The organism is Conexibacter stalactiti (genome assembly GCF_033542075.1).
Classification (GTDB): domain Bacteria; phylum Actinomycetota; class Thermoleophilia; order Solirubrobacterales; family Solirubrobacteraceae; genus Conexibacter; species Conexibacter stalactiti.
Genome location: NZ_JAWSTH010000037.1, coordinates 38,986 through 53,354, shown reverse-complemented (window position 1 = coordinate 53,354; position 14,369 = coordinate 38,986). Strand labels below are relative to the sequence as shown.

Genomic DNA, 14,369 nt, shown 5'->3' with positions numbered 1-14,369 from the left:
GAACTGAACGTGAAGACGGCGCTGACGAGCGTCCGCCGGCCGCTGCCGCGCAGCGACGTGCCGCTCGCGGGCACTCCGCGCAGCGCTCTCGGCAGCGCGCCGCTGAGGGCGCCGCGCGCGACCCGCGCACCGCTGCCGCTGACGCGGAAGCCGGGCGCGTCAGCGGACGTCAGCGTCGGCGCGACTGTGGCGGCGCCGGCCGGCGTCGCGAGCGCGAGGACCAGCGCGAGGAGCGTCCCCACACCGATCAGCAGCGCCCGCAGCGGTCCCGTCCGTGGCATCGAGGCCGGCACGCTATCCGTGCCGGCCTCTCACGTCCAGTCTTCCGGACTATCTGCGGATCTTGCGGTGCCCGTCGAAGGAGATCACCTGCTGGATCCCGCTCGGGCGGTTGGTGTAGCGGATCGTCGTCGACAGCAGGCCGGGCGAGAATCTGATCCGCTCGGCGTTGGCGTCGGACGTCCACTGCGCCGGATCCTCGCTGCCTCTCAGCTGCGCGATCGCGGCACCGGACTCGTCGATCGCTCTCCAGACCGACGCGCGGCAGGCGGCGCGGTCGCCGTTGCCGCAGAAGCGGGTCGCGAACGGGGAGCGGAATCTCGTCCCCGTCAACGTCCGCAGGTCCTTGTCGACGTAGTTGATGCGCCCGCCGGTGAAGCCGCTGCGCGTCGAGTTCGTCGTGCCCTCGAGCGTCGCCAGCTGCGCGTTGAGGTCAGCGCCGAGCACCGGCGTCAGCACCGCATCGGCCAGGCGCGGGTAGAGCGTGTCCATGATCAGCGGGGCGGCGCCGGCCTCCATCAGGCCGTCGCCGTCGCGGTCGAGGCGGCTCGAACCGGCCGCGCGCCAGCCGCGCAGCAGGTCGTACAGCCGCTGCGCCCGCGCGCTCGGCGCCGGGGTGCCGGCGATCAGCGCGTGGATGCCGTCGAGCAGCGGCCCCTGCACGCGCAGGTCCTGCGTCGCGGCCGCGTTCATCGCGGCGGTGACGGAGGCGAGGTCGTGCTTCTCTCGCTTGTCGATCCCGGCGCGCAGCATCGTCACGCGCTGCGTCGCGCCGTCGGACCACTGCGCGTCGGAGGAGCCGAAGCCGGCCGCCGGCTTGTTGTTCCAGTTGATCAGCGCGCCCGACGCCGGATTGGCGACGTGCGGGTGGTCCAGCGGCTTGAGGAAGCCCTTCCACTCGTACTCGCCGGTCCCCTTCGTCGGCAGGCGCGGGTCGACGCGCGGGTCGCGCAGCGGCAGCGCGCCGGTCGAGTACATCGCGATGTCGCGGTCGTCCGCGTAGCCGACGTTGAACGTGAACGGCGAGGTCGCCGCCGCCTCGTAGAACGATCTGACGCCGGTGACGGTGCCCTCGGTCAGGCGCTTGAAGGCGATCTGCCAGAGCGCGTCCTTGCCGCGGCTGGAGCGCGCGAAGGAGATCGCGACGCGTTTGCCGCCGACGGTCGCCCAGCCGAGCACCGGCCCGTGGACGGTCGTGCGGTATTTGACCGCCCCCTGGCCGCTGATCGTGCCGGCGTTGACCGACCCCATCGTGCGGCATCTGCCCTTGAAGAGGTACTTCGTCTGCGAGCCGCCGCAGAGCGTCTCGACGAACTGGTCGTTGGTGTCGGAGCCGGCCGAGGTCAGCGACCAGGCGTAGTCCTGCCCGCGCCCGATCAGCAGGTTGCCGGCGCCGCCGGGCATCGCCGCGCCGCGCGCCTGGATGCCCGGCGCTCTGAGGTCCATCTCCAGCGTCAGGCCCGGGTAGAAGTAGCCGATCTGCGGGCCGGCGACGAACAGCGGATGGCCGTTGGTCGAGCGTCTGCCGGAGAGGATCAGGAAGTTCGACATGTCTCTGTGCGCGGTCGCGGAGGTCGCGGTCGCGCGCAGCGCGCTGCTCGTCATCGAGCCGTTGTCGACGACGGCGTTGCCGCTCGCTCTCGCCGGCACTCTCTCGTAGGCGAAGCGCTTGGAGATCGTCGTCGGCGTGTCCTCGTCGAGCTGCTCGGCGAGGTCGTTCCAGACGCGCGTGCCGGCGTCGGCGCCGAGCTGTCTGCGGAGGCCGTCGAGCAGCATCGAGCGACGCGTCTCGTCGCCGCCGCCCTGGCCGAAGATCTGGCCGGCGAGCGCGTTGACGGCGTAGACGTCGACACGCTCGAACGGCTCCATCGCCGATCTGTCGTACTCCAGCCGCGCGTTGATGCCCTTGACGTACTCGTCGATGTCGCGCAGCACGGCGCGGCCCTCGGCGCCGGCCGCCTTCAGCGCCGCGGTCTGCTCGCGGTCGATGATGCGGTCGGCCTGCTCGGTCACTCTGACCGACTTCAGCGACGTGACGAGGCCGAAGGCGTCGATCCCGGGCGCGTCGAGCGCGGCGAAGCGGGCCGGGTAGCGGCCGGCGGCGAGCAGCAGCGAGCGGTCCTGCGCCAGCACCCAGCCGGCGGCCCAGTCGAGGTCGAGCCGGTTGCGGGCGGTGATGTGCGGCACGTTCTGCGCGTCGCGGACGATTCTCACGCCTCTGCGCGGCACTCGCTCGACCGTGCACGGGCACTGGCCGGCGGTGCCGAAGGTCTGCGGCTTGAAGTACTTCGCCAGGTCGTCGGTCGTGACCTGGTCGAACAACGGCGTGAGGCCGTCGTACATTCTCGCCTGGTCGCTGGCGGCCGGCGGCGCGCCGATCCCGCCCCACTGACCGGACGGGATGACGTTGAGCGCTGTCGCGGCGTAGTCCTTGGCGGACGCCGCGGCCGGCAGCGCGAGCAGGGCCGCTGCGCCGAAGGCGACGGCGCGGCCGATGGGGGGACATCTCCTCATCGGCCGACCGTAACCAGATCCGTCAGTGCACTTCCAGTCCTGCTGTTCGCGCTTACGCTCTGCCGGCGGCGCTGCGATAGCGCCAAACCGCCAACGGCGCGAAGATCGCGATGATCACCGCGGACCAGACGAAGCCGCCCCAGACGCTGTTGCCGGCCGGAGCGCCGAGCCACAGCGAGCGCATCGCGTCGACGACGACCGTGAACGGGTTGACGTCTGCGAACCACTGCAGCGCGTCCGGCATCGACTCGACCGGCACGAACGCCGACGAGATGAACGTCAGCGGGAAGACGGCGATGAAGCCGATCGAGTTGGCCGCCTCCGGTGAGGAGACCAGCATGCCGAGCAGCGCGAACAGCCACGAGAAGGCGTAGCCGAAGCACAGCAGCAGCAGGAAGCCGAGCAGCACCTCGCCGACGCTGGCGTGGAACGAGAAGCCGATGATCAGCCCCGTCACGACGAGCACGATCACCGACAGCGTGTTCGTCACGATGTCCGCGAGCGTGCGCCCCGCGAGCACCGCCGGGCGCGCCATCGGCAGCGAGCGGAAGCGGTCGATCAGGCCCTTGTTGAGGTCCTCCGAGAGCCCGAGCGCCGTCACGAACCCGCCGAAGGCGATGTTCTGGACGATGATGCCGGGGATCAGGAAGTCGACGTAGTCGTAGCCGGGCGTGTTGATCGCCCCGCCGAAGACGTAGACGAACAGCAGCACGAACATGACCGGCTGGACGGTGAACGCCAGCAGCAGGTCGGGCGAGCGCGGCAGACGGACGAGGTTCCGCTCCGCGATCACCATCGTGTCGGAGACCAAGCGCCTCATCCGTTCTTCTCCTCGTCGTCGGTCGACTCGGCCGCGTGGCCGGTCAGCGTCAGGAACACGTCATCCAGCGTCGGGCGGCGCAGGCCGAGGTCGTCGACCCCGATGCCCGCGCTCTTGAGGCGGTCGACGGCCTCGACGATCGCGCCGCGCCGCTCGCGCACCGTCAGCTTCACGATCCCGCCCTCCACGACCGGCGGGCCGTCGCCGCTCAGCGCCGCCAGCGCCGCGACCGCGGCGTCGGCCTGGCTCGGATCGTCGAGCGTCACCTCCAACCGCTCGCCGCCGACGCGGTCCTTCAGCTCGTCGGAGGTGCCCTGCGCGATCACCTTGCCGCGGTCGATCACCGCGATCTTGTCGGCGAGGCGGTCGGCCTCGTCGAGGTACTGGGTCGTCAGCAGCACGGTCGTGCCCTCCGCGACCAGCTCCTCGATCGTCGTCCAGAGGCCGAGGCGGCTGCGCGGGTCCAAGCCCGTCGTCGGCTCGTCGAGGAACAGCACCGGCGGTCTGGCGACGAGCGCCGCCGCGAGGTCGAGCCGGCGGCGCATGCCGCCCGAGTACGTTCTCGCGACCCGCTTGGCGGCGTCGGTGAGATCGAAGCGGTCGAGCAGCTGCGCGGCGCGCTCCTTCGCGGCGCCGCGGCTCATCCCGTACAGGCGCCCGACCATCGTCAGGTTCTCGGCCCCGGTCAGGTTCTCGTCGACCGCCGCGTACTGCCCCGCGAGGCCGATCTGCGTCCGCAATTGCGGCGCGTCGGCGACGGCGTCGAGGCCGGCGACGCGTATCTCGCCGGCGTCGGGCTTCAGCAGCGTCGTGAGGACGCGCACCGTCGTCGTCTTGCCGGCGCCGTTCGGTCCGAGCAGGCCGAGCACGCTGCCGGCCTCCACCTCGAGATCGACGCCGTCCACCGCGCGCACGTCACCGAACGTCTTGACCAGCCCTCTGACGCTGATCGCCAGCTCGCCCGTGCGAGCCCTCGGAGGCGTCTCCTCCATCATCACTTGATCCTGCGCATTCGATGGCATGCGCAGCAGCCTACGGAAGGTTTAGGTCAGCTACTGGCCGCATTTCCTGACATCGTTCGGAACAAGATGACGGAGACCTCGGGACGGCTGCTGAAGCTGCTCGCGCTGCTGCAGACGCGGCGCGACTGGAGCGGTCACGAGCTGGCTGAGCGGCTCGACGTCTCCGGCCGCACGATCCGCCGCGACGTCGAGCGGCTGCGCGAGCTCGGCTACCCGGTCGACGCGCTGACCGGACCGGCCGGCGGCTACCGCCTGCGCGCCGGCACCGCGATGCCGCCGCTGCTGCTCGACGACGACGAGGCGGTCGCCGTCGCGGTCGGGCTCAGCGGCGCCGCCAGCACCTCGGTCGCCGGGATCGAGGAGACCTCCGTGCGCGCGCTGCTGAAGCTGGAGCAGGTGCTGCCCTCCCACCTGCGCCGGCGCGTCACCGCGCTGCGCTCGGCGACCGCGACGCTGCCGGCGACCGGGCCGACGATCGACCCCGACGCGCTGACCGCGATCGCTGCCGCCTGCCGCGACCGCGAGCGGCTGCGGTTCGCCTACACCGGCCGCGACGGCAGCGCCAGCAGGCGGCGCGTCGAGCCGCACGGGCTCGTCAACCTGCACGGCCGCTGGTACCTCGTCGCGTGGGACTGCGACCGCCGCGACTGGCGCACCTTCCGGCTCGACCGGCTGGAGCGGCCGACGCCGGCCGGGACGCGCTTCGCGCCGCGCGAACCGCCGGGCGGCGACGCCGTCGCCTACGTCACGCAGGGGCTGTCCTCGGTGCCGCACCGCTGGCAGGCGCGCGTGACGCTGCACGCGACCGCCGCCGAGATGAGCGAGCGCTTCCCGTCGATGTTCGGCGGCTTCGAGCCGCTCGGCCCCGACACCTGCGAGTACCGCACCAGCGACGACGAGCTCGACTGGGTCGCGGCGCGGATCGGGATGCTCGGCGTCGAGTTCGAGGTGCATGAGCCGCCGGAGCTGCGGGCCCTCTTCGCGCGCCTGGCGGAGCGGTTCGCGCGCGCGGGCGGCTGAGGCGGACGCGCGGCCGGCGCGCGCCCGGAAGCTCAACGCTGCTCGGCGCGGACCTTCAGCTCCTCGGCCGCCTGCACGATCAGGATCTCGCGCACGCGGTCGACGGCCGGCCCGCGCAGCAGCATCCCGAGCATCCGCCCGGGGTCGACCTCGAGCGCGTACGTCGCGCGTGTGCGCCCGGCGTCGATCTCCTCGAAGGTCCAGCGGCCGCTGAGCGCCTTCACGTCGCCCTTCTCCTGCTCGGTGTCGATCCGCTGCGGCGGCGCGTAGCTGAAGCGCAGGCGCGACTTGACCGTCTTGACCTTCGCGTCGGAGACGGTCTCCACCAGCGTCGGGCGGCCGTCGCCGTCGCGCTCCAGCACGTCGACGGAGACGAGCGACGTCTGCCATTCCGGTGCGCGCTCGAGGTCGGCGGCGATCGCGTAGCAGCGCTCGCGCGGGGCGGCGATCTCGACGGTGTGCTCTCCGCTCAGGCTCATGGGCGGGAGCTTACGACGTGCGGCGATCGGGCAGTATCCGCGCCGTGCGATGGCTTCGGGAGGTGCTTGCGACCGCAACTGCGGTCACCTGCGCGCTCGCCTGCTCGGCGAGCGCCGCGAACGCGGACGTGCGACTGCACGACGTGGGGCCGAGATTCTCGACCCCGGTCCACGCGGCCGGCGCGCCCGGCGACGGCGAACGGCTCTACGTCGTCGAGCAGAGCGGCGTCGTGAAGGTCGTCAAGGGCGGCGTCGCGACCGTCTTCGCCGACCTCACCACGCTCGTGCAGTCGGGCGGCGAGGAGGGGCTGCTGTCAATCGCCTTCCCGCCCGACTTCCAGACCAGCCGGCTGTTCTACGTCTACTACACGAACAGATCCGGCGACAACGAGGTCGACGAGCTGCGCGCGCCGACCGGCGACGCCGCCGACCCGGCCTCGCGGCGGATGGTGCTCAACCTCCCCCACCCCGGCGCCGGCAACCATAACGGCGGCCAACTGCAGTTCGGCCCCGACGGGCTGCTCTACCTCGCGCCCGGCGACGGCGCCAGAAGCAGCAACGCGCCGTCGCTCACGAGCCCGCTCGGCAAGCTGCTGCGGATCGACCCGCGCGGCGGCGTCGCCGGCTCGTACACGATCCCCGCGGACAACCCGTACTACGGCCGCACCGACGCGCGCGGCGAGATCTGGGCGGTCGGCCTGCGCAACCCGTACCGCTTCTCGTTCGACCGCGCGACCGGCGACCTCGTGCTCGGCGACGTCGGTCAGGGCACGACCGAGGAGATCAACTGGGTCGCGGCGGCGGCCGGCGGCGCCAAGGGCGGCGACTTCGGCTGGCCGACCTGCGAGGGCAGCTTCATGCAGGGCAGCAGAACGACGCCGTGCTCGCGTGACGGCTCGATCCTGCCGATCCTCGACCGCTTCGCCGACGCCGGCTACCACTCGATCATCCCCGGCTACGTCGTGCGCGACCCGACGCTGCCGTCGCTGTTCGGGCGGCTCGTCTACGGCGACTACTTCGCCAACGACCTGCGCAGCGCGGTGCCGGGTGCCGGCGCGGCGGCGAGCGACCTGCCCGTCGGCGTCACGGTGCCGTCGCTGACCTCCTTCGGCGAGGACGCGGGCGGCTGCGTCTACGCCACCTCGGGCGGCGGCGGCAAGGTCTACCGGCTCGTCGAGGCCGACACGCGGGTGCCGTGCGCGCCGGCGGCGCCGCCGACTGGTCCGGTCACGCCGCCGGTCGGCGACGGCGGCGGGACGCCCGTGCCGGAGACGAGAACCCCGACCGCCAGAAGACCGTCGGCTGCCGCGGCCGGTCGCCTCGGAAGACTCCGCGCCCAGCGGGTCCTGCGCCGCGGCGGCGTCGTCGTAAGCGTCCGCTGCCGCGTCGCCTGCCGCATCGGCGCCGCCGGCAGCGTGAAGGTCGGCAGACGGACGCTCGCGCTGCGCCGCGCGACGGGTGCCGCGAGAGCGGGCGGCAGCGCGCGCCTGCTGGTGAGACTGACGCCGAGAGCGCGTCGCGCGATCGCCCGCGCGCTAAGAGCCGGCAGACGCCCGCGCATCGCCCTCCGCGTCCGCGTCACCCCGCGCGCCGGCGGCGCCCCGACCACCCTCCGCGCCACCACGCGCGCCACGCGCTGAGCGCACCCGAGGAGCGTCACCTGGCACCCCGCCACGGGGTGCCAGGTGACGCTCCTCCGACGTTTGGCCCCCGCGCGGAGCGGGCAGGCCTGCTTAGGGTACCCTAACTATTAGGTCACCCTAATACGTCGTTCCGAAGGAGCCTCCCCTGTCCACTCCAGCCGCGACTCCGTCGCGCCGGCGCCCGCCGGCACGCCCGTTTCCCCTGCGCACCGGCGTCGCCGAGGTCCGCACCGTCACGACGCTGACGCCGCGGATGGTGCGGATCGCCTTCCACACGCCTTCCCTCGCCGACTTTCCCGTCGAGCAGCCGGGCGAGATCGTCACGCTGATCTGGCCGCACGACGGCGCCGACGTGATCCTGCCGGCCGACGGCTGGCGCTTCCCGCCCGGCGGTGAGCAGCAGCACGCGCGCAACTACACCGTCCGCCGCCACGATCCCGCCGCCGCGCTGCTGGAGGTCGACTTCGTCACCCACGGCGACCACGGCGTCGCCGCCCGCTGGGCCGCCGCCGCGCGGCCCGGTGACCGCCTCGGCTACGCCGGCCCCCGCTTCCACTGGCACCACGAGCACGCCGACGGCGCCGCCTGGACGCTGCTGGTCGCCGACGAGACCGGCCTGCCCGCGCTCGCCGCGATCGCCGAGTCTCTGCCCGCCTTCCAGCGCGCGATCGCGCTCGTCGAGGTCGCCGACGCGAGCGAGCGCCAGCCGCTCCACAGCAGCTGCCGCCTCGACGTCCACTGGGTCCACCGCGACGGCGCCGGTCCCGGCGAGTCGCTCGCGCTCGCCGACGCCGTCCGCGCGGTGGCGCTGCCCGACGGCGGCGGCCGCGTCTGGGGCGCCGGCGAGTCGGGCGTGATGCGCGCCGTCCGCGACCACCTGCGCGACGAGCGCGGCATCGCCCGCGAGCAGATGTCGGTGCTCGGCTACTGGAAGCACGACACGACGAAGGACTGGATCGACGAATGACACCCCGCCCCACCCGCCGCAGCTTCATCCTCGGCGCCGCCGGCGCCGCCACCGCCGCGGCGCTGGCCGCCTGCGGCAGCGACGACTCCGGCTCCACGACGAGCGCGAGCGGCGGCGGGAGCACCGCCACCACCGCCACCACCGGCAGCGGCTTCCCGGTCACCGTCAGAGACAGATACGGCGAGACGACGATCGAGCGGATGCCCGAGCGGGTCGTCTCCTACGGCTACAACGACCACGACACGGTGCTGGCGCTCGGGGTCGTGCCGGTCGGCCTGATCAAGTGGATCCCGGAGTGGGAGCGCGGCGTCGGCCCGTGGTCGCTGGAGGCGCTCGGCGACGCCAGACCGGAGCTGTTCGAAGGCCAGGAGATCCCGTTCGAGAGAATCGCCGCGCTGCAGCCCGACCTGATCCTCGCCGTCGGCCATGACCTCAGACCGGCCGACCACGACCGCCTCGCCGAGATCTCGCCGATCGTCTCGACGCCGGCCGGCTACCCCTCCTACGGCCTCCCGCCGAACGAGCAGGCGCTGCAGGTCGGCACCGCGCTCGGGATGAGAGCGCAGACCGAGAGGCTGATCAGAGGGCTCGACGACCTCTACGCCGGCGTGCGCAGAGAGCACCCCGAGTTCGAGGGCAAGACGGTGATGGTCGTGACGCCGACCGCCGACGGCAGAATGTCGATCTTCGCCGACACCGACACGCGCGGCCGGCTCGTCAGAAACCTCGGCTTCAGACAGCCGGCCGAGATCGCCGACCTCGTCGGCGACCAGTTCTACGCCTACCTCAGCGCGGAGCGGTTCGACCTGCTCGACGTCGACGCGCTGCTCGTGCTCGCCTATGACAGAGCGAGCAGCAGCGCGCTGGCGAGAATGGCGACCTACCAGCAGCTCGACGTCGTCAGACGCGGCAGCGCCTACGTCGTCGACGACATGGACACCTCGATGGCGCTCGCCGCCGGCACCGTCACGAGCGTCCCCTACGCGCTCGACAGAACGGTCCCGGGCGTCGCCGCGGCGATCGCGAAGGCCTGAGGCAGGCCCGCGCGCGGCCCCGTGGGGCGGCGCGCTCAGGGCACGCGGACGCGGCGCGCCGCCGGCACCACCAGCGGCGTGCCCGTCTCCGGGTCCGGGATCACCCGGCAGGCGAGCCCGAAGACCTGCTCGACGAGCTGCGCGTCGACGATCTCCCCCGGCGCGCCCTCGGCGACGATCGCGCCTTCGCGCATCGCGATCAGGTGGGTCGCGTAGCGGCAGGCGTGGTTGAGGTCGTGCAGCACCGCGACGAGCGTGCGGCCGTGCCGCTCACGCAGGTCGGCGCAGAGGTCGAGCACCTCGATCTGGTGGGCGACGTCGAGGAAGGTCGTCGGCTCGTCGAGCAGCAGCAGCGGCGTCTCCTGCGCCAGCACCATTGCCAGCCAGACGCGCTGACGCTGGCCGCCGCTGAGTTCGTCGACGGAGCGCTCGGCCAGCTCGACCGTGCCGGTCGCCGTCAGCGCCTCCGAGACGGCGCGCTCGTCGTCGGGCGACCACTGCCGCAGCAGCTTCTGGTGCGGGTAACGGCCGCGCGCGACGAGGTCGGCGACGGTGATCGCGTCCGGCGCCGTCGGGCTCTGCGGCAGCAGCCCGAGCCGCCGCGCGACGTCCTTCGCCGGCTGCGAGCGGATGTCGGCGCCGTCGAGCACGACCGCGCCGTGCTTCGGCTTCAGCATCCGCGCCAGCGCGCGCAGCAGCGTCGACTTGCCGCAGGCGTTCGGCCCCACGACGACGGTGAACGAGCCGTCCGGGATCGCGACGTCGAGGTTCTCGACGACGACGCGGTCGTCGTAGGCCAGTCGCAGCTCGCTGCCTGAGAGGCGCGGGCGTCCTTCCGTCATGCGGTCCTCCTTCCGCGCCACTCGCTCGCGAGCAGCCATGCCAGGTAACAGCCTCCGATCGCGCCGGTCACGATCCCCACCGGCAGCTGCTGCGCCGGCCAGATCCGTTGCGCCGCGCAGTCGGAGGCCTCCAGCAGCAGCGCGCCCATCAGCATCGCAGGGATCAGCCCCGGACCGGATGCGCGCGTCAGCCGGCGCGCCAGCTGCGGTGCCGCCAGCGCGACGAACGCGATCGGCCCGGCTGCCGCCGTCGCGACCGCCGTCAGCGCGACGGCGATGACGATCAGCGCCAGGCGACCGCGCTCGACCGGCGCGCCGAGCGCCCGCGCGGCGTCGTCGCCCAACTCCAGCGCGCGCAGCGTGCGGCCGAGCGCGAGCGCCACCGGCACCAGCACGACGAGCGCCAGCGCCAGCGGCCGCACCTGCTCCCAGGAGCGGCCGTTGAGGCTGCCGGTGATCCAGACGGCGGCGGTGATCGCATCCTCGAATCTCGCCCGCGTCAGCATGTAGTCGGTGCCGGCGCGCATCACGAGTCCGATCCCGATGCCGACGAGGATCAGGCGGTAGCCCTGGATCCCGTGGCGCCAGGCGAGCCCGACGACGAGCACCGCGCTGAGCAGGCCTCCGGCGACCGCGCCGCCGGAGACGGCCGCGCCGGAGTTGGCGCCGATCACGGTGATCACGAGCACCGCGCCGGCCGCCGAGCCCCACGTGAAGCCGACGACCTCCGGGCTGCCGAGCGGGTTGCGCGTGAGGCTCTGGAAGAGCGCGCCGGCGAGCCCGAGCGCGGCGCCGACCAGCAGCGCGCAGAGCACGCGCGGCAGCCGCAGCGTCTCGACGATGAACGAGCTGGAGCGGTCGCCGCCGCCGAGCAGCGTCTCGATCACCTCAGCGGGCGAGAGCGGATAGTCGCCGGTCCCGACGCCGATCACGGCGACCGCGAGCAGCAGCACGACGAGCGCGCAGCCGACGAGGAACGGCCGCCGCTCGATGCGCAGCGCCAGCGCGCCGCCGCGCAGGCGCACGACGCGGCCGGGCAGGATCCGGTGAGGAGCCTCGACGCTCACAGTTGAGCGATCCGCCGGCGCCGGACGAGCAGCACGAAGATCGGCGCGCCGAGGAAGGCGGTCACGACGCCGACCTGCAGCTCCTCGGGGCTGACGACCAGCCGCCCGATCACGTCGGCGACGAGCAGCAGCAGCGGCGCGAGCACGAGCGAGTAGGCGAGCACCCAGCGCTGGTCGGGGCCGACGATCGCGCGCGCGACGTGCGGGATCGCGAGGCCGATGAAGGCGATCGGGCCGGCGGCGGCGGTCGCGGCGCCGCACAGCAGCGTGATCGCGAGGCCGCCGAGCGCGCGCGTGCGGTTGACGTGGGCGCCGAGCGCGCGGCCGGCGTCGTCGCCGAGCGCGAGCGCGTTCAGCGGCCGCGCGAGCGACAGCGCCAGCAGCGCGCCGACGATCAGGAACGGCGCGACCTGCGAGAGCGTCTCGGCGTCGCGGCCGGCGAGCGAGCCGACCCACCAGAAGCGCCATGTGTCGAAGGCGTCTCTGTCGAGCAGCGTGATCGCCTGCGTGAAGGAGAGCAGCGCGGCGGTGACGGCGGTGCCGGCGAGCGCCAGCCGCACCGGCGTCGCGCCACCGCGGCCGGCCGCCGCGAGCAGGTAGACGACCAGCGCCGCCGCGCCGGCGCCGACGAACGAGAACCAGACGTAGCCCGTCAGCCCGCCGATGCCGAGCAGCCCGACCGCGACGACGACTGCGGTCGCGGCGCCGGCGTTGATGCCGAGCAGGCCGGGGTCGGCGAGCGGATTGCGCGTCAGCGCCTGCATCAGCGCGCCGGCGAGGCCGAGCGCGGCGCCGACGCCGAGCCCGAGCAGCGTGCGCGGCAGCCGCAGGTCGTGGACGATCGTCGCGTTCTGCGAGCCGTCCGGGTGGAAGAGGTCGCCGATCACCTCCGACAGCGGGATCGAGCGCGCGCCGAGCGCGAGGCTGAGGAAGATCGCGACCGCGAGGGCCGCGATCGCGAGGACGAGGCCAACGCTGCGGGACGACGACTGCACGCGAGTTAGGCTACCCTAACTCGAACGCGGCAAGCCGCGTGCTCGGGAGCCTGGCTCACAACGGGTTCCAAACCGCCGGGGGGTGGTGAGCGACGCTGCCGGGGCTGGGCGGCCCCGGCAGCGCTCACCCCGGGCCGCTCAGCGGACGATGCGCAGCGGCGCCGAGAGCGCTCTGCTGCCCGCGTTGCCCGACCGCAGCGTGATCGCCGTGGCCGTGCGCCCGGGCTTCGCCGCGCGTGACAGCCGCACCGTCAGCTGCAGCGTGCGCGTGGTTCGCGCTCTGACGGTCCCGAGTCTCCAGCACGCCTTCCCCCGCGACTGCGTGGCGCCGCGCTGGAGCTTCGTGAAGCTGAGCGCGCGGCCGGGCGCGGCGCAGACGACGACGCCCCTGGCCGCGGCGCGCCCGCGGTTGGCGACGTGGATCGTCTGCTGGATGCTCGCGCCCGCGGCCGCGCGCGAGCGCGAGGCCGTCAGCGACAGCCGCAGCGCGGGCTTCGGCGTCGCTCTGCGGCCCGGCTCGGCGTCTACGGGCGGCACCGGCGCGACCGCGATCGGCGGCGAGGACTGCGTGCGCGCGATCGCGACGCCGCCGGCGTTGCTCGCGCTGACCTGGCAGGCGATCGTGCGGCCGGCGTCGGTGTCGAGCAGCGTGTAGCTGGCGTTCGCGCCGGCCTGCAGCAGCTGACCGCTGCTGGTGTCGATGAAGGAGTAGGCGAAGACCGGAGCGTCGGTCCAGGTGCCGGGCGCGCAGGTCATCGATCCACGCGCTTGGAAGACGCCGCGCGCGCTCACGTCGCGGCCGCCTCGCGGCGCGACCGGCGGCGTGTCGGAGCCTTGCACGAACAGCGCGATCTCCGGTGCGGCGAGGTTGGTGTAGCCGTTGACCGAGCCGACGCCGCACTCGCCCGTCAGGCCGTTGGTCGAGACGAAGCTGGCAACGCCGGCGAGCACCGCGCCGACCGTCAGCGGGCCGCCGCTGTCGCCCTCGCAGGCGGAGCCGGTGGGACTCGTGACGCAGAGCACGGTCGCGTTCGCCTCGGCGCCGCAGGCGAGCGGATCGCCGATGCTGGTGCCGAGCGCGTACAGCCTGCCGTCGGGCGTGCCGCCGGCGACCTGGCGGCCGAAGCCGCTGATCAGCGCGCCGGTCCCCAGCGCGGGGTAGAACGTGCCGCCGATCAGCGGGATCGCTCTGACCGCCGCGCCGCTGAGGTCGAGTGGCGCGTCCAGCGTCAGCACCGCGACGTCGTCGGGCGAGACGCCACCGAGCGTCGGCACGTAGCCGGGATGGACGCGGAAGGAGGTGACGCTGCGTCTCTGGATCGTTCTCTCGCTCGTCGGGATGCTCGAAACGCCGGCGATCACCGCGATGTCGCCCTCCGGGAATCTCTGCAGCGTTCTCGGGTTGATGACGCAATGCGCCGCGGTGACGATCTGCGTCTCGTTGAGCACCGAACCGCCGCAGTCGTATGCCTCGGTTCTGCTGACCGTCGCCTCGAGGAAGACCTGCCACGGCACCTGCTGGATCGTCTGCGGCACACCGCCGACGATCGCCGGCTTGGCCGCCAGCGGCGGCCGCGCCTCGGCCCCGAGCGTCGTCTCCGCGGCGGTCGCGACCGTGGTCGCGCCGCCGGCCGTGCCGAGCGCCAGCACCCCGGCCAGCGCGGTGATCGCTGCGCGCATGCGGCTC

At 73.3% G+C, this 14,369-nt stretch carries 13 protein-coding genes; 4 read left to right on the top strand and 9 right to left on the bottom strand.

Features of this window, described 5'->3' with window-relative positions; all coding sequences use genetic code 11:
• The 4 genes from R7226_RS15070 to R7226_RS15055 form a co-directional block, all read right to left on the bottom strand.
• Positions 1 to 281 (bottom strand): hypothetical protein (locus tag R7226_RS15070; protein ID WP_318598000.1); only part of this gene is annotated, 281 nt, incomplete at its 3' end.
• 49 nt (positions 282 to 330) lie between these two features.
• Entirely contained in the window at positions 331 to 2,793 is a 2,463-nt protein-coding gene (locus R7226_RS15065; protein ID WP_318597999.1) for a penicillin acylase family protein, read from the bottom strand.
• 52 nt (positions 2,794 to 2,845) lie between these two features.
• Positions 2,846 to 3,613, bottom strand: coding sequence for an ABC transporter permease (locus tag R7226_RS15060; protein ID WP_318597998.1), 768 nt, complete (start codon positions 3,611 to 3,613; stop codon positions 2,846 to 2,848).
• Positions 3,610 to 4,605: an ATP-binding cassette domain-containing protein gene (locus R7226_RS15055; protein ID WP_404827852.1), complete on the bottom strand. Its 996-nt coding sequence runs from the start codon at positions 4,603 to 4,605 to the stop codon at positions 3,610 to 3,612. Before R7226_RS15055 ends, R7226_RS15060 begins: the two co-directional genes overlap by 4 nt.
• Before the next feature lie 96 nt (positions 4,606 to 4,701).
• Between R7226_RS15055 and R7226_RS15050 the strand changes: the two genes are divergently transcribed.
• Positions 4,702 to 5,655 carry a helix-turn-helix transcriptional regulator gene (locus R7226_RS15050; protein ID WP_318597996.1) on the top strand — a complete coding sequence of 318 codons (954 nt, stop codon included), beginning with the start codon at positions 4,702 to 4,704 and terminating at the stop codon, positions 5,653 to 5,655.
• A gap of 32 nt (positions 5,656 to 5,687) precedes the next feature.
• Here R7226_RS15050 and R7226_RS15045 read toward each other — a convergent pair whose 3' ends face one another.
• Positions 5,688 to 6,134 (bottom strand): type II toxin-antitoxin system RatA family toxin, encoded by a 447-nt coding sequence (locus R7226_RS15045; RefSeq protein ID WP_318597995.1) that lies wholly within the window; start codon positions 6,132 to 6,134, stop codon positions 5,688 to 5,690.
• A 62-nt stretch (positions 6,135 to 6,196) separates the two neighbouring features.
• Here R7226_RS15045 and R7226_RS15040 point away from each other — a divergent pair, with 62 nt between their 5' ends.
• From R7226_RS15040 to R7226_RS15030, 3 genes are all read left to right on the top strand, one after another.
• Positions 6,197 to 7,774 carry a PQQ-dependent sugar dehydrogenase gene (locus R7226_RS15040; RefSeq protein ID WP_318597994.1) on the top strand — a complete coding sequence of 526 codons (1,578 nt, stop codon included), beginning with the start codon at positions 6,197 to 6,199 and terminating at the stop codon, positions 7,772 to 7,774.
• Between the two features lie 148 nt (positions 7,775 to 7,922).
• The gene (locus R7226_RS15035) at positions 7,923 to 8,744 is read left to right on the top strand and encodes a siderophore-interacting protein (RefSeq protein WP_318598002.1); all 822 of its coding nucleotides are present in this window, start codon (positions 7,923 to 7,925) and stop codon (positions 8,742 to 8,744) included.
• The gene (locus R7226_RS15030) at positions 8,741 to 9,778 is read left to right on the top strand and encodes an ABC transporter substrate-binding protein (protein WP_318597993.1); all 1,038 of its coding nucleotides are present in this window, start codon (positions 8,741 to 8,743) and stop codon (positions 9,776 to 9,778) included. Before R7226_RS15035 ends, R7226_RS15030 begins: the two co-directional genes overlap by 4 nt.
• Positions 9,779 to 9,813: 35 nt before the next feature.
• Here the strand turns inward: R7226_RS15030 and R7226_RS15025 are convergent, their stop codons facing one another.
• The 4 genes from R7226_RS15025 to R7226_RS15010 form a co-directional block, all read right to left on the bottom strand.
• Positions 9,814 to 10,620: an ABC transporter ATP-binding protein gene (locus R7226_RS15025; RefSeq protein WP_318597992.1), complete on the bottom strand. Its 807-nt coding sequence runs from the start codon at positions 10,618 to 10,620 to the stop codon at positions 9,814 to 9,816.
• Positions 10,617 to 11,687, bottom strand: a complete 1,071-nt coding sequence (locus R7226_RS15020; RefSeq protein WP_318597991.1) for a FecCD family ABC transporter permease — start codon at positions 11,685 to 11,687, stop codon at positions 10,617 to 10,619. Before R7226_RS15020 ends, R7226_RS15025 begins: the two co-directional genes overlap by 4 nt.
• Positions 11,684 to 12,682, bottom strand: a complete 999-nt coding sequence (locus R7226_RS15015) for a FecCD family ABC transporter permease (protein WP_318597990.1) — start codon at positions 12,680 to 12,682, stop codon at positions 11,684 to 11,686. The genes R7226_RS15020 and R7226_RS15015 overlap by 4 nt, the downstream gene beginning before the upstream one ends.
• 138 nt (positions 12,683 to 12,820) lie before the next feature.
• The gene (locus tag R7226_RS15010; RefSeq protein WP_318597989.1) at positions 12,821 to 14,362 is read right to left on the bottom strand and encodes a S1 family peptidase; all 1,542 of its coding nucleotides are present in this window, start codon (positions 14,360 to 14,362) and stop codon (positions 12,821 to 12,823) included.
• Positions 14,363 to 14,369 lie beyond the last annotated feature (7 nt).